At 56.8% G+C, this 18,957-nt stretch carries 15 protein-coding genes and 1 pseudogene; 7 read left to right on the top strand and 9 right to left on the bottom strand.

Annotation, left to right across the window (positions count from 1 at the left end; genetic code table 11):
- Positions 1 to 121: 121 nt before the first annotated feature.
- Positions 122 to 1,570, bottom strand: coding sequence for an NADP-dependent succinate-semialdehyde dehydrogenase (gabD, locus tag ABLU67_RS27880; protein WP_032748090.1), 1,449 nt, complete (start codon positions 1,568 to 1,570; stop codon positions 122 to 124).
- A 225-nt stretch (positions 1,571 to 1,795) separates the two neighbouring features.
- Between gabD and ABLU67_RS27875 the strand changes: the two genes are divergently transcribed.
- A complete protein-coding gene (locus ABLU67_RS27875) occupies positions 1,796 to 2,047 on the top strand; it encodes a zinc ribbon domain-containing protein (RefSeq protein ID WP_025107253.1) in 252 nt (83 codons plus the stop codon).
- Positions 2,048 to 2,089: 42 nt separating this feature from the next.
- Here the strand turns inward: ABLU67_RS27875 and foxA are convergent, their stop codons facing one another.
- From foxA to uxuA, 5 genes are all read right to left on the bottom strand, one after another.
- Positions 2,090 to 4,198, bottom strand: coding sequence for a ferrioxamine B receptor FoxA (gene foxA, locus ABLU67_RS27870; protein WP_348852624.1), 2,109 nt, complete (start codon positions 4,196 to 4,198; stop codon positions 2,090 to 2,092).
- Between the two features lie 121 nt (positions 4,199 to 4,319).
- On the bottom strand, positions 4,320 to 5,312 hold the full coding sequence (locus ABLU67_RS27865; protein WP_348852623.1) for an AraC family transcriptional regulator: 993 nt from the start codon (positions 5,310 to 5,312) through the stop codon (positions 4,320 to 4,322).
- Between the two features lie 152 nt (positions 5,313 to 5,464).
- On the bottom strand, positions 5,465 to 6,241 hold the full coding sequence (gene uxuR / locus ABLU67_RS27860) for a Uxu operon transcriptional regulator (protein WP_004847986.1): 777 nt from the start codon (positions 6,239 to 6,241) through the stop codon (positions 5,465 to 5,467).
- Positions 6,242 to 6,379: 138 nt separating this feature from the next.
- Entirely contained in the window at positions 6,380 to 7,855 is a 1,476-nt protein-coding gene (locus ABLU67_RS27855; RefSeq protein ID WP_014228053.1) for a fructuronate reductase, read from the bottom strand.
- Between the two features lie 73 nt (positions 7,856 to 7,928).
- Positions 7,929 to 9,113 (bottom strand): mannonate dehydratase, encoded by a 1,185-nt coding sequence (gene uxuA, locus ABLU67_RS27850; RefSeq protein ID WP_014228054.1) that lies wholly within the window; start codon positions 9,111 to 9,113, stop codon positions 7,929 to 7,931.
- A 675-nt stretch (positions 9,114 to 9,788) separates the two neighbouring features.
- On the opposite strand from uxuA, the gene ABLU67_RS27845 reads away from it, so the two are divergent.
- The 4 genes and pseudogenes from ABLU67_RS27845 (at position 9,789) to ABLU67_RS27830 (ending at position 12,254) form a co-directional block, all read left to right on the top strand.
- Positions 9,789 to 10,046: a YjhX family toxin gene (locus ABLU67_RS27845; protein ID WP_004110819.1), complete on the top strand. Its 258-nt coding sequence runs from the start codon at positions 9,789 to 9,791 to the stop codon at positions 10,044 to 10,046.
- A 10-nt stretch (positions 10,047 to 10,056) separates the two neighbouring features.
- On the top strand, positions 10,057 to 10,608 hold the full coding sequence (locus ABLU67_RS27840) for an N-acetyltransferase (RefSeq protein WP_201208115.1): 552 nt from the start codon (positions 10,057 to 10,059) through the stop codon (positions 10,606 to 10,608).
- Positions 10,609 to 10,619: 11 nt separating this feature from the next.
- Positions 10,620 to 11,156: pseudogene (locus ABLU67_RS27835) on the top strand (class I SAM-dependent methyltransferase); the annotation flags it as partial.
- 351 nt (positions 11,157 to 11,507) lie between these two features.
- On the top strand, positions 11,508 to 12,254 hold the full coding sequence (locus ABLU67_RS27830) for a class I SAM-dependent methyltransferase (protein WP_224322392.1): 747 nt from the start codon (positions 11,508 to 11,510) through the stop codon (positions 12,252 to 12,254).
- A 214-nt stretch (positions 12,255 to 12,468) separates the two neighbouring features.
- On the opposite strand, the gene ABLU67_RS27825 is transcribed toward ABLU67_RS27830, so the two are convergent.
- Positions 12,469 to 13,356 (bottom strand): DMT family transporter, encoded by an 888-nt coding sequence (locus ABLU67_RS27825; protein WP_049084232.1) that lies wholly within the window; start codon positions 13,354 to 13,356, stop codon positions 12,469 to 12,471.
- 119 nt (positions 13,357 to 13,475) lie between these two features.
- Between ABLU67_RS27825 and gcvA the strand changes: the two genes are divergently transcribed.
- Positions 13,476 to 14,384, top strand: coding sequence for a transcriptional regulator GcvA (gcvA, locus tag ABLU67_RS27820; protein WP_049104432.1), 909 nt, complete (start codon positions 13,476 to 13,478; stop codon positions 14,382 to 14,384).
- 184 nt (positions 14,385 to 14,568) lie between these two features.
- Here the strand turns inward: gcvA and ABLU67_RS27815 are convergent, their stop codons facing one another.
- Positions 14,569 to 15,909, bottom strand: a complete 1,341-nt coding sequence (locus tag ABLU67_RS27815) for a carbohydrate porin (RefSeq protein ID WP_348852622.1) — start codon at positions 15,907 to 15,909, stop codon at positions 14,569 to 14,571.
- Between the two features lie 121 nt (positions 15,910 to 16,030).
- The gene (locus tag ABLU67_RS27810) at positions 16,031 to 17,428 is read right to left on the bottom strand and encodes an MFS transporter (RefSeq protein ID WP_014228060.1); all 1,398 of its coding nucleotides are present in this window, start codon (positions 17,426 to 17,428) and stop codon (positions 16,031 to 16,033) included.
- Between the two features lie 437 nt (positions 17,429 to 17,865).
- Between ABLU67_RS27810 and ABLU67_RS27805 the strand changes: the two genes are divergently transcribed.
- A complete protein-coding gene (locus tag ABLU67_RS27805; protein WP_004848002.1) occupies positions 17,866 to 18,897 on the top strand; it encodes a LacI family DNA-binding transcriptional regulator in 1,032 nt (343 codons plus the stop codon).
- The last annotated feature ends 60 nt before the right edge of the window (positions 18,898 to 18,957 follow it).

The following is an 18,957-nucleotide window of genomic DNA, read 5'->3' as shown; positions in this document are numbered from 1 at the left end:
CGATTAAATAGGAGCGGAGAGACCCGGGCGGCAAACGAACGGCCGTCGTGACTACATTTCCTGGCCGATCCGCACTTGAGCGTTAAAAAATTCGCGCCAGCGGGGCTGGCGCGTTTATTGGCTAAATCCCAATGCACATGTATTTGATTTCTAAGTAATCCTCTATGCCATACTTCGACCCTTCGCGGCCGAGACCGGAAGATTTCACGCCGCCGAACGGGGCGACCTCGGTGGAGATCAGGCCGGTGTTAATCCCGATAATGCCGTACTCCAGCGCTTCGCCGACGCGAAAGACGCGGCTCAGATCGCGAGCGTAGAAATAGGCCGCCAGGCCGAATTCTGTGTCGTTGGCCTGAGCAATAACATCCGCTTCATCTTTAAAGCGGAATAGCGGGGCGAGGGGGCCAAAGGTCTCTTCTTTCGCCACTTTGGCATCACCGGGGACGTCCACCAGAATCGTTGGCTGAAAGAAGTTTCCGCCGAGCTCATGAACTTTCCCGCCGGTTACTATCCGCGCGCCTTTGCCCAGCGCATCGGCGATATGCTCCTGTACTTTGGCGATCGCTTTCTCGTCAATCAGCGGCCCGATTGTGACGTTCGGCTGCAGGCCATCGCCGATTTGCAGCTTACTCACCGCCTGCTGAAGCTTTTCGGCGAAACGATCGTAGACGCCATCCTGGACGTACAGGCGGTTGGCGCAGACGCAGGTCTGCCCGGCGTTGCGAAACTTGGAGGCCAGCGCGCCTTCGACGGCTTTATCCAGATCGGCGTCATCAAAAACGATAAACGGCGCGTTGCCGCCGAGCTCCAGCGAGACCTTCTTGATATCTTTCGCGCACTGTTCCATCAGCTGGCGGCCAATTTCCGTCGAGCCGGTAAACGAGAGTTTGCGCACCAGCGGGTTACCGGTGAGCTCATTGCCGACTTCGCTGGCCGATCCGGTGACCACGTTAAACACGCCCTCGGGGATCCCGGCGCGGTTGGCGAGCTCCGCCAGCGCCAGCGCGGAGAACGGGGTCTGGCTGGCGGGCTTGAGCACCATCGTGCAGCCTGCGGCCAGCGCCGGACCCGCTTTACGGGTGATCATCGCCGCGGGAAAATTCCACGGGGTGATAGCGGCGGTTACGCCAATCGGTTGTTTAATCACCAGCAGCCGCTTGTCGGCCTGATGGCCGGGAATGGTATCGCCGTAGATGCGCTTCCCCTCTTCGGCAAACCACTCGATAAACGAGGCGGCGTAGCTGATTTCACCTTTTGCTTCTGCCAGCGGTTTACCCTGTTCCAGCGTCATCAGGCGCGCCAAATCGTCCTGATGCTCCATCATCAGCTCAAACCAGCGGCGCAGGATAGCGGAGCGTTCTTTGGCGGTAAGGGCGCGCCATGCGGGCAGCGCGCCGGCGGCGGCATCGATAGCCTCGCGGGTTTCTGCGGCGCCCATTTTGGGCACGCTGCCCAGCTGCTGGCCGTTGGCGGGGTTCGTGACCGCGAGGGTCTCTTTGCTGCTGGCGTCGCGCCAGCGTCCGTTAATCAACGCCTGCTGGCGAAAAAGGGTAGGGTCGTTAAGTTGCATGGTTGCGTCCTGTCTTAATCTGTTTTAAACCGTGGATGCGCCTGAATCAGCTGCGTCAAACACCTGTCCCTGTTTAGTGTAGACGAACGCGTTCAGAGAACCGGGAGCAATGCTGGGTGATACAACAATAACCACAAATAATTTACGGATATTTGAACTGGCAGAACGTTATTGTGCAAACAATGCTGTATTTTTTATGCTCAACCCGCAAGAAAGGAGCGCTCTATGTCACAGCAAGAACGGTTTTGTCAGGCCTGTGGAATGCCAATGTCCGCCGGGGAGGCGAAAAGCGCAAGCGAAGAGTACTGCGCCTGGTGCTGCGATAGCGAGGGGAAGCTTAAATCCTGGGAGGACGCCGTCTCCGGCCTGGCCGAGTTCCTCGATTCCTGGCAGAAGGTCGGCCCCGCGGAAGCGCGCAAGCGGGCGATGCGCTACTTAACGGCCATGCCCGCGTGGGCCCATAAAGCGGAAGAGTAACCCGCAGCCCGGAGCGCAACACTCCGGGCTTTTTTAGCGCGATCAGAACTTCCAGGAGACGCTGCCGACGATACTGCGCTCTGCGCCAAAGTAGCAGTAAGAGAGCGAGTTACAGGCGGCAATGTAGCTCTTGTCGGTCAGGTTATTCACGTTCAGCTGGGCGCTGAGGCCTTTAATTCCCACCTTCGACAGGTCATAGCCGATCGCCATATCCACCAGCGTATAGGACGGCAGAGTGTGGGTATTCAGGCGGTCGCTGGTAATGCCGTTGACGTAGCGCACGCCGGAACCCAGCGTCAGGCCATCCAGCGGGCCGCTTTTCACATCATAGCTCAGCCAGGCGCTGGCCTGATTGCGCGGCGCGTAAACGGCACGCTTGCCTTGCTCTTCCGGGCTGCTTTTCTTATAGCGAATGTCAGTGTAGGTATAGGCGGCCTGCAGGCGGAAGCTATCCGTTAGCTGGCTTATCGCCTCCAGCTCTACCCCTTTCGACTCAATTTCACCAATCGAACGATACGGATCGGTCGGCTCTTCTTTGGTGGCGATATTGGTCTGATTGATGCGGAATACCGAGGCGCTGAACTGGCTGTTCATTCCTTCCGGCTCATACTTCAGCCCGGCTTCCCACTGCTTGCCTTTCATTGGATCCAGCACGTTGCCGTTTTCGTCGGCGAAGCTGGTGGGCGTAAAGGCGGTGGAGTAGCTGATGTACGGGGCAAACCCGTTATCGAACAGATACAGCAGCGCGGCGCGGGTGCTGAAGTTGTTCTTATCCAGATCGCTGCGCGTTTGATTAAACTTATCGATGTTGGAGACGCTGACCTGGTCGTAGCGCCCGCCGAGGGTCAAACGCCAGCGCTCCCAGGACATTTGATCCTGTAAATAGTAGCCGGTCTGGCGCAGCTTGTGCTTCTCGCGGCTATACATGGTGATGTAATCCGGCTTCGCGCCGTAGACCGGATTAAAGGCGTCGATGGCCGGGAATGCGCCATAGTAGCCGGTGGTGTCGTTGCTACGGTCCTGATAGTCGATCCCTATCAGCAGGCGATGGTTAACGGCCCAGGTATCGACGCTGCCGTCGAGCTGGTTATCGAGGGTGATGGCGTTCATCTTTTCGTCCGAGCCGGAATAGCCGCGGTTCAGCTCGGTTTCGTTCAGCCAGCCCGCGGCATAAACCTGATTCAGCTCGACTTTGGTATGCAGGTAGCGCAGCTTCTGCCGCACCGACCAGCCGTTATCAAACAGATGCTCGAAGTTGTAGCCGACCATATTTTCGCGGCGATCGTACTTGTCGTAGTCATCTTCTCCCTCGAAGAAGGTGTTAGCGATTTTCTTGCCGTAGTGCGGCACCACGGTACCTTCATAGGGGAGGCCCGAGTGGCTGCCGCCCTCCGGGTCGCGATGCAGATAGGCCATCAAATCAAGGCGCGTCTGGTCGGTGATGCGCCAGGTCAGGCTGGGCATAATCGCGTAGCGCTGCTCTTTTAAGGTATCAAACTGCGAGTCTGCATAGCGGGTCATGCCGCTTAAGCGCGCCGCCACGCGATCGTTATCGTCCAGCGCCCCGGTAACGTCAAACGCTGCCCCGCGCTGGTTGTTATTCCCGGCAAACAGCTTAATTTCTCCGCCGGGATCGAATGAGGGTTTACGCGAGGTGAGGGCGACGATGCCGCCGGGTGAAGAGCGGCCGTACAGCACCGAGGCCGGGCCGCGCACCACTTCGATATTTTCCAGGAACCACGGATCGACCACCAGCGAGCTGTGCGAGTTGGTATCGCCCATCATTTTCAGGCCGTCGAGATAGACGTTATCCAGGCTGCCGTCGGAGAAGCCGCGCAGGACGATATAGTCAAAGCGGTTGGAGGCGCCAATCTGGTTGCTGTAAACCCCGGGGGTATAGCTCACGGCCTGGCGGACGCTGATCGCGCCCTGTTCTTCAAACTGCTCGCGCGTGATAATAGACACCGATTGCGGGGTCTCTATATCCGGGGTGGCAATTTTGGTCGCGCCGCTCTGCATCTGCGAAGTGACCACGATGGTTTCGTTTTTTGTTGTTTCCTGGGCCAGCAGCGGGAAGGCGACGCCGCCGGTCACCCATCCTACCAGTAGCGCCAGGCGAGTTTTCGCAAACATGAACATCTCCAAAGGCATTTCTAATTGTTAATAAGAATTATTACCTTTTTGATGCTGTCTATAGCTATGCGCAATGCCAGGATACGTATGCGCGCTGCCAAAGCCGCTGACTATTTTTCGCAAAAAGGGGAAAAATGGATTAGCCCGGCTTTTGCACATCGCAGGGCGAGATGCCGTAGCGCCGACGAAAAGCGGTAGAGAAGTTGGTGGCGTGCTGGTAGCCCGACATCCAGGCCGCCTGCTGCACGCTATAGCCCTCCAGCAGATAGCTTCTTGCCCGCGCCAGGCGGCAATCGCGCAGGTAGTCAAAAACCGAACAGCCGTAGGCCTGGCGAAACTTACTGCGCAAGCTGCTGGAGCTCATCGCCGCCCGCTGGGCCAGCTCATTGAGGGTGTAGTCGTTTTCCGGCGCCTGCTCCAGCAGGCGGCGAACTCTCTCCAGCCGCTGCTGTTCGCCGCCCGCCGGGGCGACGTGCTTCGCGCTTTCATCCTGACAGACGCTCAGCCCATGGCCGAAGAGCTGCAGGATAAGTCCTTCCAGCATCAGCTGTCGGGACACGCGACTCAGCGCGCTCTGCTGCGCGTACTGCAGTCCGCTCAGCAGAAAACCCGGTATCTGCCAGATAAGCGTTGGCGTCTGGCACCTTTCCCACTCGCGCATCAATGAATCGAGCAGGCCATCGCGCCAGGTGCCGTCCGGGTAGAGTCCGAGGGAGAGCGTACGGAGCCGGCTGTCGGCATCGTGGCGGGCGCGCATGGCCTGATGTTCGCTAAGGCGCGAGGTGAAGGCCATCCCGGAACGCACCAGGTGCTGCTCCCCGTTGAGGGTCAGCGCGACGCAGCCTTCCAGCACCACCAACATATAGAGCGGGCTACTGTGGCGGGAGGTGGTCTCATAAGGCTGCAATACGTGAACATCAGAATGGGTGACGCACATGCCGCAGGGCAGGGTCAACTCTTCCACATCTCCCCGCAGCACCGGGCTGGCGTGCGGAGGCTCCGGCTTTTGCAGCAGCTGCGGGAAGCGGTAGTCGATACCGTATCGTTCACCAAACGCCATAAACTCGCTGACGGAGAAGGTTTTCCTCAGCGCCTGGCGGGCGGGTTCGTTCTGCGTAGTTGTCTTGTTCATGCGGTTTTCGGCACCGGAGAGGGCGTCATCGGATGACGTCACCTTATCACTGCGCGGGCAGGGCGACAATAAAGATGAGAATCATTATCAACTTTTGCGCTGCGGCACAGAAGGCGCGCGGACGGCCGCTATCCGTGCGCCAGCGGCAGGGATCAGGCGTCGGCGTTGTCCAGCGGCCAGGAGTCGAACAGGTAGCCGTCGAAGTAGATATCATCGACGTTGGAGAACTCCAGCAGGCGGCGTTTGACGTTTTCCAGATGCTGCCACATGGCAAGCTTGGCCGCCCGGGCGTCTTTTTTGATTAAGGCGGCGAGGATCCGTTTATGATCCACCAGCCACTCCTGGCGGTAGTGGGTATCGCCGAGATGGCGGTGCAGCTGGATCCACATGGGGTTATTTTCCCGCCACTGCCATGACTGCCTGAACAGCTCGACCAGCATACTGTTGTGGGTCGCTTCGGCAATGGCCAGATGAAACTGCATATCGCCGCTTTCGGAGCCGCCCGGCGCGCTGCTGGCCAGCTCGCGCTCTTCCAGCTGCAAAGCCTGGCGCATTTTGATGATATCTTCCCGGGTTGCCTGCAGGGCGGCAAATTCGGCGATATTGCTCTCCAGCAGCTGGCGGGCCTGCAGCAGTTCAAACGGACCTGCATCATTGCAATGATTGATGTCCGCGCTCTCCGCCGCGCCTTCTCCGACGGCGTTATCGAGCACGTAGATCCCGGCGCCGCGGCGCACTTCGACCAGCCCTTTAATCTCCAGCATGATCAGCGCCTCGCGGACCACGGTGCGGGTCACGTCCAGCATCTCGGCGATTTCACGTTCCGGCGGTAAGCGATCGCCGGGGTTATAGGGCGTCTGGACGATCAGATTGCGGATCAACGCGCCGACTTCCTGATAGGGTCTGTGCTGAGAAGTTTGTGATTTCATGATGTTATGTTGTGAGATGCGATAGCCCGGTGGCTGACTATAGCATCTGGCCAGGGGGTTGGCACCTCCCCGTGCGCGGAGAGTGGGAAAACGGGTCAACCACATTGGTGTGCAGTTGACCCATGGCAGGACAGAGCGTTACAGGCCGCCGCCGAGCGCCGCAACGCACTCGCGGGCGCCGCGTTCGCACAGCGCGTGGTAAGCCTGCGTCACCGCCGCAATAAAATCGCTATTGTCCGGCAGATCGTGGGCAAAAATTCCGCTTAACGCCAGCAGCGCGGCGACGCGTTCTGCGCCCTGAAAACGCTGGTTGATCTGTTGGATCTCCGCCAGCAGCGGGTCGACGACATCAATAGGCTGCCCCCGCTCGTCGATGCCCTGGGTATAGCGCATCCAGCCCGCCACGCCGAGCGCCAGATGGCGCCAGCTGCTGCCGTTTTGCAGATGCAGACGGATGGGATCCAGCAGGCGCTGCGGCAGCTTCTGGCTACCGTCCATGGCGATCTGCCAGGTACGGTGGCGCAGCGACGGGTTGCTGAAACGGGCAATCAGCAGCGTGGCGTAGGCCTGGAGATCGGTGCCTTCCGGCATGGAGAGCGTCGGCGCCTGCTCCTGCATCATCAGGGCGAAAGCCGCTTCACGATAGGCCGGGTTGGTCATGGTATCGGCGATGGTTTCATAGCCGCCGAGATAGCCAAGATACGCCAGGAAGGAGTGGCTGCCGTTGAGCATCCGCAGCTTCATCATTTCAAACGGCACGACGTCTTCAACAAACTGCGCGCCGACTTTATCCCACGCCGGGCGGCCGCTGACGAAGCTATCTTCAATCACCCACTGGCGGAACGGTTCGCAGGCGATGGCGCACGGATCGTAGACCCCAAGCTGGTCGGCAATCTCCTGCAGCGTTTCCGGCGTCGCCGCGGGTACGATGCGGTCAACCATGGTGCACGGGAAGGTGGCATGGGCTTCAATCCACGCCGCCAGCAGCGGGTCGCGCGCCTGGGCCAGGCCAAGCACCGCCACTTTCGCCACGTGGCCATTCTCGCGGACGTTATCGCAGGACATCACCGTAAAGGCCTCAAGCCCCTGCTCACGGCGCAGGCGCAGCGCTTCGACGATATAGCCTATGGCGGATTTCGGCGTCGTCGGGTTGGCGAGGTCGTGTTGAATCAGCGGGTTGTTGAGATCGAGCTGGCCGCTGGCCGCATCGGTGCAGTAGCCTTTTTCAGTGACCGTCAGGGAGACGATTGCCGTGTGCGGACGCGTCATGGCGCGCAGAATGCCGTCACAGCCGTCGATTTCCGGATGCAGCGCCTCTTTCATCGAACCGATAATTTTCAGCGCGGTGCTGTCAGCGCCTTTTTCCGCCACCGTGTAGAGCAGCTGCTGATTTTTCAGCTGTTCAATCAGAACGCGATCGTTGCCCGGCATCAGGTTGACTTCGCAGATGCCCCAGTCGCTGTCGCTGGTTTCCAGCAGATGATGGGTATAAAGCGCCTGATGCGCGCGGTGAAATGCGCCGCAGCCCAGGTGAACGATGCGGGATTCCAGGCGAGAACGATCCCACGCGGGGCGCGTCACCGGCAGGTTGCTGTCGGCAATGGTTGCAGTCATAGCAAACTCCAGAGTGGGCCGCAAAAGGCGGCCGAAGAGGTAAAGGCGGGACGTCGGCCCCGCCAGTCAGGAATTAGCGGCTAAAAAAAGCGCGCTGAATCGCCAGCTCGACGCCGCGAACTTCAGCCAGCCCTTTCAGGCGACCAATCGCGGAATAGCCGGGGTTGGTTTTCTTTTTCAGATCGTCGAGCATCTGGTGGCCGTGGTCAGGACGCATAGGGATAAGATCCTCTTTGCCTTCCGCTTTACGGCGGTGCTCTTCTTCAACAATCGCTTTCACCACTTCGTACATGTCCACGTCGCCGTGCAGGTGAGCGGCTTCGTGGAACGTTTTCGGGTTCTCTTCGCGCAGCGTAGAGCGCAGATGGGTGAAGTAAATGCGCGGGCCGAACTGCTTAATCATATCCACCAGATCGTTGTCGGCGCGGACCCCGTAGGAGCCGGTGCACATGGTAAAGCCGTTAGCCATGCTGTTCACCGTGTCGACCATCCACTGCATATCTTCAATGGTCGAGACGATGCGCGGCAGGCCGAGAATCGGGCGCGGCGGATCGTCCGGGTGTACCGCCATACGTACGCCAACCTCTTCGGCGACGGGGATAATCGCTTTCAGGAAGACGGCGAAATTCTCGCGCAGCGCGGCTTTATCAATATCTTTATAGGTGGCAAGGTGCTGGCGGAACTGGTCGAGGGTATATCCCTCTTCCGCGCCCGGCAGACCGGCGATAATGTTGCGGGTCAGGCGCGCTTTATCTTCATCGCTCATGGCGGCGAAACGCTGATTCGCCTGAGCGACCTCTTCGGCGGTGTAGTCCGCTTCCGCGCCCGGACGCTTGAGGATATGCAGTTCAAAGGCGGCGAATTCAATTTGATCGAAACGCAGGGCTTTGGAGCCATCCGGCAGGACGTATTCCAGGTCGGTACGGGTCCAGTCAAGGACCGGCATAAAGTTGTAGCACACGGTACGGATGCCGCACTGGGCCAGATTGCGCAGGCTCTGCTGGTAGTTAGCGATCCACTTCGCGTAGTTGCCGGTATGGGTTTTGATCTCTTCGTGAATCGGTACGCTTTCGACCACCGACCATACCAGCCCGGCGGCTTCCACGATGGCTTTACGCTTGAGGATTTCGTCAACCGTCCACACTTCACCGTTCGGGATATGGTGCAGGGCGGTAACCACTCCGGTCGCGCCCGCCTGACGGACGTCAGCTAAAGTGACCGGATCGTTAGGGCCATACCAGCGCCATGTCTGTTCCATGCTTAACCTCTTTCACGTTATTGACCTGCTTCAGGCCGCTGCTTTGATGGTAGCGTCGGTTCCGGTCAACCATCGTAACGGAGGGGAAACCAGACGATATGGCGTATAAATTCCTCCAATTGGTCGAACATGTCAACCATGAATGGCAAATTGGTAAACCAAAGTGTGACGGAGATGCGTGAAGGGGAGGGAACGTTAAACAGGGCGGCATTGTTAGACCGCCACGGGGCGCGGGCTGATTCTGCTGGCGTTAGCGTTAAGCATTTTTCATGTACTTCAAGAGATTACTCAGAACCGGGGAAGTGGAATTCTTCATGGGCATAGGGTCAGTGCGCGGCGGGTAGCGTCGTGTTGCGAAATGGTTAACCAATGTACCAAACCTATCGACCAGAAGAACGGAGGCGGTCATTGATGCCGGCCGGAGCGCGTACGGACTCGCAGCAGATCACACTTTTTGATTATTACGATTTCCATATAAAAACTACGTGTTATCATTCCGCTGGTAAATACCTTTTCAACTCTCACCGAGGCTTTGATGCTGGAGAATGTCATCATCAGATAATCAGCTTCCCGACCTTTTCAGGCCGGACTGGTTATCGCTGCGCTTAAACCTTACGCGAACACCTGCGGGTGTTGGCTCGTTTTTACGCATGATGATTAACAGGTTTCTTCAGTATGAATCTATCCCGTCAGGAACAACGTACCTTACACGTTCTCGCTAAAGGTGGCCGGATCGCGCACATCCGCGATGCATCAGGCCGCGTCACCTCTGTTGAATGCTACAGCCGCGAAGGGCTCCTGCTCAGCGACTGCACGCTCGCCGTTTTTAAAAAACTCAAAACCAAAAAGCTGATTAAGTCCGTCAACGGACAGCCCTACCGCATCAATACCACCGGGCTGAATAACGTCCGCGCACAGCTGGACAATCGCTAAGGAGCCTCTGATGACAAACCACAGCTTCACTTTTCATGTCGCCTCTGAAGGCGATACCGATGACATTCTCGACGTCGAAACCCGGGCTTTCGGCTACAGCAAAGAGGCCAGGCTGGTGGCCGATTTGCTCAACGATGAGAGCGCCTGCCCGACGCTATCGCTGCTGGCCAGGCATAACGGAGAGGCGGTTGGGCATATTTTATTCACCCGGGCGACGTTCAAAGGGGAGCCGGACTCGCCGATGATGCACATCCTTGCTCCCCTGGCGGTGGTGCCGGAATACCAGGGCGTGGGCGTTGGCGGAGAGCTTATCCGGCACGGCATTGAGCAGTTGAAAGCAATGGGAAGCCAGATGGTATTTGTTCTGGGCCACGCCGCTTACTACCCCAGGCACGGGTTTGAGCCAGGCGCGGGAGATAAAGGCTATCCGGCGCCTTATCCGATTCCCGAGGCGCATAAAGCCTGCTGGATGCTGCAGCCGATTTCGTCTCAGCCGCTGGGACGAACGGGCCAGATACAGTGCGCCCGGGCGTTAATGAAACCCGAGCACTGGCGCGAGTAATCAATAAGGAGATGATGATGACTATTGGCACGATTATTACAGGTTCCAGGCATATCGCGTTGTCATCCCGGGAGCGCAAAATCCCCTGGGATGAACCGGCTTTTAGCCAGCGTATGCTGGAGAACCATCTGTCGCAGGAGCACGACTGGGCCAGCCGCAGGCGGGCGGTTATCGAACAACAGGTCGCGTGGATTGCCGGACAGCTACCCGCCGGCGCGCGCATTCTGGACCTCGGCTGCGGGCCGGGCTTTTACACCCGCCTGCTGGCGGAGCGCGGCTTTTACTGTACGGGCGTGGATTTTTCGCCGGCGTCGATCGTCTGGGCCCGGCAGCAGGCGCAGGCGGCCGGGCTGGATATTACCTATCACCAGCAGGACGTTCGCGAGTACGCGCCGGAAACCCAGTTTGATTTCATTATGATGACCTTCGGTGAACTGAACGTGTTCAGCGCGGCTGAGGCCCGCTCGCTGGTTCATCGCTGCGCGCAGTGGCTGGTTCCGTGGGGAAAGCTGCTCATCGAGGTTCATACCTATGCAGAGGTTAAACGTCAGGGAATGGCCGATCCCGGCTGGCAGCGCTGTCCGCAGGGGCTGTTTCTTGATGTTCCGCACCTGCTGCTGACGGAGCACGCCTGGGATCCGGCGGCGCAAACCAGCTCCACGCGGTTTATGGCGATTGAAGAGAGCGGCAAGGTGACGCGCTTCGGCAGCCGGATGACCGCCTGGCACGATGACGCTTATCTCGACCTGCTGCGCACGGCGGGTTTGACCACCATTACCCGCCCGGATGAGGCGGAATGGCCGGTCAGCGAAACCTTTACCGGCAAGCTGTACGCGCTGCTGGCCGAAAAAAACGTTCCTGATTCTCTTTCCGCAAAACCCATAAAAGGAATTCAACCATTGGATATTCCACGTATTTTCACCATTAGTGAAAGCGCTCACCGCATCCATAACCCGTTTACGCCGGAAAAATACGCCGCCCTTGGCCGCGCGCTGCGAATGAAGGCCGGAACCCGGATACTCGACCTTGGCAGCGGTTCGGGGGAGATGCTCTGTACCTGGGCGCGCGATCGCGGCATTCGCGGCATCGGCGTCGACATGAGCGCGCTGTTCAGCGAGCAGGCTAAGCTGCGGGCAGAAGAGCTCGGCGTTGCCGACCGCGTGACGTTTATTCACCAGGACGCCGCCGGTTATGTGGCCGAGGAAAAATGCGACATCGCCGCCTGCGTGGGCGCGACCTGGATCGCCGGCGGCGTCGCCGGGACTATCGAGCTGCTGAGCAAAAGCCTCAAGCCCGGCGGTATGCTGCTGATCGGCGAACCGTACTGGCGCCAGGTACCGGCAACGGAAGAGATAGCACAGGCCTGTGGCGCCTCTTCGCTCGCCGACTTTCTGACGCTTGCCGATCTGGTCTCCTCTTACGATGCGCTTGGCTATGACCTCGTCGAAATGGTGCTGGCGGACCAGGAAGGTTGGGACCGCTACGAAGCGGCGAAATGGCTCACCATGCGCCGTTGGTTAGAGGAAAACCCCGATGATGAGTTTGTGCCAGAAGTCCGGGCGGAGCTGACGATGGCGCCAAAACGCCATACGACTTATACGCGCGAATACTTTGGCTGGGGCGTGTTTGCGTTAATCAAGCGGTAGTTGAAATACCCGGCATAGCAGGAAGGCTATGCCGGGATCAGGGGGGCAGAACCGCAGGAAAGGGCGTCCCTGGGTGTTCTCTTGTCAGTTTACGCATTGCCCAGGACAGCAGCCTGTTAGCGGCGAACTGGCCATATTCATTACGTTTTCAGGATAATTTCTTGGGGATTTCTGGCACTGAATGCACGTCAATTTGACTCTGCGTACTCCGTCGCTAATTATTTTTTTCCGGGCTCACAACCATCCAGACAGCAATACCTATAATGATCGCCCCGATAACAAAACCATTGTTAATGGTTTCGTTCAGTACCATGTATCCCCATAGCACGCCAAATGGAGGAATTAAAAAGGTCACTGTGAGTGAACGTAAGGGGCCGATATCAGCGATAAGCCGGAAATAGAGTATGTAGGCAAATGCGGTACAGATCGCTCCTGCGGCAATAACGCTTATCCATGCCTCTTGCTGTAACCAGTTAACGGTCGGTCCACTATGGGTGCTCCATATAAAAAAGGGTAGCAAAAAAAAGGACGCACCTATCTGACTACCGAAGGCCACGATTTTAGGATCGAGTCCACCTTTATTTGAAATCCAGCTACGCGTCAGAAAACCGGCGATCGCATAGCAACTGGTCGCGATGAGGCAGGCAATAACGCCGGCAATTTGTTTCTCAGCTGACAGGGGTTCACCAATTGTGGCGATCGCGATGATCCCGACAATGCCCAGGAGCATGCCAGCCCATTTTCTGAATGTTAATTTCTCTGCAAAAAATGCAAACCCAATCACCGCCCCCATCAACGGCGTTGTTGCATTCAGAATGGCTGAATACCCAGCCGGTAACCATTTGGCAGCCAGGCAATACATCAGGAAGGGTAATCCAGAATTAATGACGCCAAGCATCACAGAGGACTTAAATTTATCTTTAAAGTCAAAAGAAGATTTAAAGATAAATAAAATAACCGCGAGTCCTGTGAAACCAAAAAAGACGCGCAAAAAAGCCGTGTTAATAGCGCCAAACTGCGGTACGGCTATACGCATAAAGAGAAAACTCGCGCCCCAGATAGCGGCGAGCAACAATAACCGAAGATAATCAGCAATGCGCATAGCGGTTCCTTTTATTTGAATGAGAAGTCACAACGCAACTGTGAAACAGGGCGGGCGTACTGACAAACAAGATTTTTGTTTATACTTAAGCTTTTCTAATTCATGAAGTCGTGTAGCCGATGAAAATGCCACCTTTACATGCGCTTATGTGTTTTGAGTCTGCGGCAAGGCTGATGAGTATGAAAGCGGCTGCCGATGAGTTATGCGTGACATCCAGCGCGGTCAGCCAACAGATTGCTAAGCTGGAAAGCATGACGAACAGCCGGTTGTTCATACGTAGTCCTCGCCGTCTCGAACTGACAACCGAAGGACGCATCTATCTGCGGGCGATAAGGCCGGCTTTCAATCAGATAGCAGAAGCAACACAGCGCTTAATGAATGAAGGAAAGGCAAACAAAGTGACGGTCAGTTGCACAAGTGGTTTTGCCATCCAATGGCTCCTGCCGCGGCTGCCTGCATTTGAAAAAGCTAACGCGGGCGTGGAAGTGCAAATCAGTACCACCAACAGGCAGGTTGATTTACTGTCTGAAGGGATTGATTTCGCCATCCGACACGGGGCTGGTGACTATCCCGGGCTGGAGTCTGAGTGCCTGATAAACGATAAACTCCTCCCGGTCTGTAGCCCCCGGTTAATCGCATCAGAGGACGAGCTCTCATCACCGGGCGATATGGCTGAATACACGCTGCTGCACGATGAACACAGGCTGGACTGGGCTCTCTGGTTTCGTGCTCTGGGTATTAGCAATTTGAAGACAGACACGGGGCCCGTTTTCATCGATTCCAACGGCGTGATTGAGGCCGCAATCGCGGGCAAAGGTATCGCGCTCGTGCGCAGTTCTCTTATTTGTGAAGAACTGAAGAGTGGTTTGCTGATTAACCCGCTAAAAATACCGGTTGATACGCCGATTGCGTACTATCTGGTGTACGACGAGTCCGCGGTCTTGCAGAAGATATGCCGGCGTTTCCGTGACTGGATAACCACGACCGCGACCAAAGAATTTCCCGCGATAGACAAGAGGGCTATATAAAGAAGCTGACCCCAGTTCTGTCCGTACTCCCTCTGAATTCCCTATGACGTGGGGGGAGAAATGGGGAGATAATCTCCTCTCCCCCTGGAAAGACATGTGTCTGGTCGTTGATTCCGGTGCGCTAAAGCGTTGAGAGGCTGCGTATTGCTGAATAGAGCAGACCTGACGGCGGCAGCCCGTTTTATCAGAATTTGACGGTCACCTGATTGCCGAGCACCCAGGCGTTTTTAATCTCTTCGCTTCCTCCCGGATGAACGAGCAGCTGCAGGTTAGGGCGCACGGTCAGCCATGGCGTCGCGCGAAAGCTATAATGCAGCTCTGCGGCATACTCGGCTCTGCGAACCGGAACATACAGAGGGTTATCATAATCATCGATCCCCCGCATCTGGTTCAGGAGCTGCGCCCGACGGGCGACTCTGTCGTTGGCGTGCATTTTACTGACGCCGAAGCTGATAAAGTCCTGCGGACGGCTGGCGAAAGGGCCTTGATAAATGGCGCCGGCCTGAATCTGATAGTCCATTGTCGCCGTATCTTTATCATTCATTGCCAGATGCCCGAAAAGGCTAAGGCCACGTTGGCGCTGGCTGCTCGAGTAGGTCAGCTGCTGGACGACATAGAGATAACCTCCGTAGCGGCCGTCGTGTCGCCGGGCGGCCTGGTGCGTGAGCACATAGGGATCGCCATTGTCATCATCCAGCACATCATTGGCGTCCGCCGTGTTATACCATCCCCCGAGTTTCCAGATGCCGGGGAGTTTTGCCGCGCCGAGAGTAGGTCGATATCCCAGTTCAAAAAGGTACATGTACCCCAGATGCCCGGTACCATCCAGCTGGAAGCTTCCGTGGCGGGTGGCGTAGGCAGGATTGTACTGAAACGCGCCGGCCTGGACGTAAAGCGCCGGGGCAGGGCTGTATTTGATGCGGCCACCCCACTGGCCTATGGGGGTGTTATACCAGACGCCGCTGCCGTGGCCGGCTAAAGAGCCGCACAGCGACAGGTTTTGAAAAAAGCAGCCGTTGTTATCAAAATCCTCTCCCGACGGCATCAGGCCCACCTTGAGATCCAGCTTCTTATCCCACCCGGTTTTTTTGAACCAAAACTGCGTCGCGTGCCATGTTTGCCCCCGACCGTAGTTGCTCTGAACACCGGAGCCTATTACCGGCGCGCGCGGATCCTGAAGGCGATCCTGAGTCAGATCTCGCCCGTTACGATTATTCACCGACGCTTTAAATTCACCGTCGTGAATACCTAAAATCTTTTCCAGATCCATATTTACGCCGAGAATATACTGGTCGCTGTAGCGCAGGGTTTTATCGCGATCGTAACCGCCGGAGATATTCGTGGCCGTCATTGCGCTATATTCCAGCGTAAAATCATAACCATGACGGCGCAGATCCGTACGCACGCCTCCCCATTCTCCGGTCATGTTTTTTGCGGTGGGAGAAAAAAGCGTCTCGTTGGCCAGCGTCTGTAAAGGGTGTAGTAAAGCCAGCAGCATCGTGCCGCTGTGGATGAGTTTGTTCATGTTTTTACCGCCTGTTAATGATCCAGGTCTATGAATAATTCCCGGTAAGGCGCAGCTGAATCAGCCGGCTGCGCCGACCTCCCGTCAGAGGTGGCTCCGTGTTTCCTGGAGCCACAGCCGTCTATGGCGACAGCTCTTCTAACGATTTTCCTTTGGTTTCAATGGCAAAAAGCCAGGTAATTAAGCCACCAATCAGCGCAATGACCGCGAAAGTGATAAACACAAAGCGGATCCCGAAGCCGCTGACGATAAAACCGACCATCAGTGGGCCGATGGATGACCCCGCCCGGAGCCATGCGCTGGAATACGCGGTGCCGATAGCGCGCAGTCGGGTGGGGTAAAGCTCTGCCGCGTACAGATAAAGCGAGAAAGCGATGGTCTGCAGAATGGCGTAGGTCAGGCTGCCCAGAATCAGAATTTCAACGGCGGATTTCGCGCCCAGAACGGAGAGCGTAATCAGCGGAACGATGGCCAGTAAAAAGGCCCATGTGTACCAGCGTTTGCGCCCGACGCGGTCGATCATCAAGGCGCAGATCACTGAAGCCACGACGCCGCAGGAAGAGGTGATCCAGCCGTAGGCCAGACTGGTATCGAGGGAGAGGTTAAACCAGGTTTTGTAGAGGGTTGGAAACCAGGTGATCATTCCGTTGTTGACGCTATAAACCGTCAGCCACAGTCCCCAGAGCATAAAGGTGCGGGATTTATAGATACCGCCAAAGAGGGCCTTAACCCCTTCCGGAGCCGCTTTTTGCACCGCGGGGGCTTTTATTTCCGGTTCGGGCAACGTCATCCCGCGCCTGATGACCTCTGATTCCAGCGTCGATACGATGCTGTCCGCTTCCTTCAGCCTCCCTTTTGCTGTCAACCAGCGCGGTGATTCCGGCATCAGCCAGCGCAGGGGAACGGTCAGCGCGGAGGGGACTAAGCCAATTAAAAACATGACCTTCCAGCCATAGATGGGTACCAGAAAATACCCCACCAATCCGGCAAACATCATGCCGATAGGGAAAATCACTTCATACAACAAAAAGAAACGCCCGCGCTTTTTGGCACCGACAAATTCATTGATATAGGCGCTGGCAACGGGGACTTCCGCACCGATACCCACCCCCTGTAAAAAGCGAATAACAAGAATTGACCAGCCGTTCCAGGCAAAAAGGCAGGCCGCATCCATGAGTACGAACATGATGATGGTGATACGCAATACGCCGATACGGCCTATTTTTTCCGCCAGCGAGCCGAAAAACAGGGCGCCGCACAGCTGGCCCACGTAGCTGGCCGCAATAATAAGACCGACAAACGTCGGCGTGAGACCCCACTCCTGGGTAAGCTGGGGGAGCGCAAATGCGATTGCAATAATGGTATAGGCATCGAAAAACGTCGATAAGCCGACGATAACGCGGATCGCTTTCAGCCGTCGGGTGATGGGGAGGCGTTCCAGCCTTGCCAGCAGCGCGTCTGGCGTGGACGCCGTTCCGCTGGCAACGGCGTAATCTGAAGCAATGGCCTGAGTTGACATAGTATTACCCTGTTAAACGTTGTCTGGGGCATACACGTAAGGTTCTGAATAACCACAGGGCAACGAACCCTTATTCATCGACGTGCTGCATATAATGCTGTCCTGATGTGTTTATGATAACGTTACTGCAATCGATTTCACTTGCAGCTAATCCTTTGCTGGATTCGCCGCTAAGTCAATTACGCCTGTTGTATAAATGTCGAGCAGTTCACAATCTGAAAAAACTCACGCGCAAAAAGGCGAAGCGGCGAATGCAAAGCAAAATGGATAAGAAATGTGAATTAACGACCAGCCGAATGAACCCGGCAAAGTGAAGCACCATTCCTTTTGTCCGGGCGAGGTTTGACGTAAGATCCTTTAACCCCACGGTTTGCACGATGGTATCCGTTGAACGGGCAACACGGATTTTTACCCGCATTGATGAGTTGGAGCAGCAGATGGATCAAGAAAGTGAACTGAACGATTTGCCGGAAAAAAAGCTGGCGACAATGCGGGATGTTGCTCGCGCTGCGGGCGTGAGCGTCTCGACCGTTTCGCGCGTACTCGATGAACGGTTACCCACCTCGCGCAGCGCCTCGGCAGAGAAAATTCGCCAGGTGGCCCGTGAGCTGGGCTACCGTCGGGACTATGTTGCTTCCAGCCTGCGCCGGGGCGATACCGGAACGCTTGGCGTCCTGGTGCCGAGGCTGACCGATGCCGTTACGGCGATGCTTTTCGAAGAGATAGCCAGGGCGGCGGCCAGGCGAGGCTATTTCGCGATCGTTGCGACCTGCGGTGATAGCAAGGATCAGGAGAAAAACGCCGTGGAATCGCTGCTGGATCGCCGCGTGGATGGGTTGATCATGTCCACCTGCCGGCTGGACGATCCTTTGCCGCAAACCCTGCGTGAACGGGATGTGCCCCACGTTCTGGCGCTGCGTACCGACGGTTTTAGCCCCTCATCGGTCGGGGACGATGAGCTTGGCGGCTATCTGGCTACCCGACACCTGATTGATTTAGGCCACCGCGATATTGGCCTGATTGGCGGCCCTGATTTTGCCTCCAACGCGCGCAACCGGCGTAAGGGCTTTGAGCGGGCAATGCAGGAAGCCGGGCTCAGGATCGAAGCGGAATGGTGCTGTCATTCAGATTTTAATATCGCCTCGGGGGAGCAGCAGGGAATGAAAATTCTCAGCCAGCCTCATCGCCCGAGCGCGCTATTTGCCGTCAATGACGAGCTGGCGATCGGCGTCCTCGCGGCCGCGCACCAGCAGGGGCTGGTGATTGGCGAAGATCTCTCCCTGGTCGGCTACAATGATATTCCCCTGGTGAGCAGACTGCCCGTGGCGCTGACCTCGGTCAGAACGCCGCTGGAGCATATCGCCAGCAATGCGGTTGATATGTTATTGAATCCAGAGATAAATAATAATATGCGGATTACCACGCCTTCCCTTATTCCCCGTAAGTCTACCGCGTCTCCACGTAAATAATCCCCCTGCGATCCTCCCCGACTTTCCAGGAGAAAGCGGGGAGGGTTGAATTTTGTATAA

It is taken from the genome of Klebsiella sp. GN_Kp190, from assembly GCF_040061795.1.
GTDB lineage: Bacteria > Pseudomonadota > Gammaproteobacteria > Enterobacterales > Enterobacteriaceae > Klebsiella > Klebsiella michiganensis.
Note: the sequence above shows the minus strand (reverse complement) of the source record. Positions and strands in the feature narration are given on the sequence as shown.

Bases quoted from the DNA above. Each gene is read 5' to 3' on its own strand.
- gabD (WP_032748090.1), bottom strand. From the start codon at position 1,570: ATGCAACTTAACGACCCTACCCTTTTTCGCCAGCAGGCGTTGATTAAC.
- ABLU67_RS27875 (WP_025107253.1), top strand. From the start codon at position 1,796: ATGTCACAGCAAGAACGGTTTTGTCAGGCCTGTGGAATGCCAATGTCC.
- foxA (WP_348852624.1), bottom strand. From the start codon at position 4,198: ATGCCTTTGGAGATGTTCATGTTTGCGAAAACTCGCCTGGCGCTACTG.
- ABLU67_RS27865 (WP_348852623.1), bottom strand. From the start codon at position 5,312: ATGAACAAGACAACTACGCAGAACGAACCCGCCCGCCAGGCGCTGAGG.
- uxuR (WP_004847986.1), bottom strand. From the start codon at position 6,241: ATGAAATCACAAACTTCTCAGCACAGACCCTATCAGGAAGTCGGCGCG.
- ABLU67_RS27855 (WP_014228053.1), bottom strand. From the start codon at position 7,855: ATGACTGCAACCATTGCCGACAGCAACCTGCCGGTGACGCGCCCCGCG.
- uxuA (WP_014228054.1), bottom strand. From the start codon at position 9,113: ATGGAACAGACATGGCGCTGGTATGGCCCTAACGATCCGGTCACTTTA.
- ABLU67_RS27845 (WP_004110819.1), top strand. From the start codon at position 9,789: ATGAATCTATCCCGTCAGGAACAACGTACCTTACACGTTCTCGCTAAA.
- ABLU67_RS27840 (WP_201208115.1), top strand. From the start codon at position 10,057: ATGACAAACCACAGCTTCACTTTTCATGTCGCCTCTGAAGGCGATACC.
- ABLU67_RS27825 (WP_049084232.1), bottom strand. From the start codon at position 13,356: ATGCGCATTGCTGATTATCTTCGGTTATTGTTGCTCGCCGCTATCTGG.
- gcvA (WP_049104432.1), top strand. From the start codon at position 13,476: ATGAAAATGCCACCTTTACATGCGCTTATGTGTTTTGAGTCTGCGGCA.
- ABLU67_RS27815 (WP_348852622.1), bottom strand. From the start codon at position 15,909: ATGAACAAACTCATCCACAGCGGCACGATGCTGCTGGCTTTACTACAC.
- ABLU67_RS27810 (WP_014228060.1), bottom strand. From the start codon at position 17,428: ATGTCAACTCAGGCCATTGCTTCAGATTACGCCGTTGCCAGCGGAACG.
- ABLU67_RS27805 (WP_004848002.1), top strand. From the start codon at position 17,866: ATGGATCAAGAAAGTGAACTGAACGATTTGCCGGAAAAAAAGCTGGCG.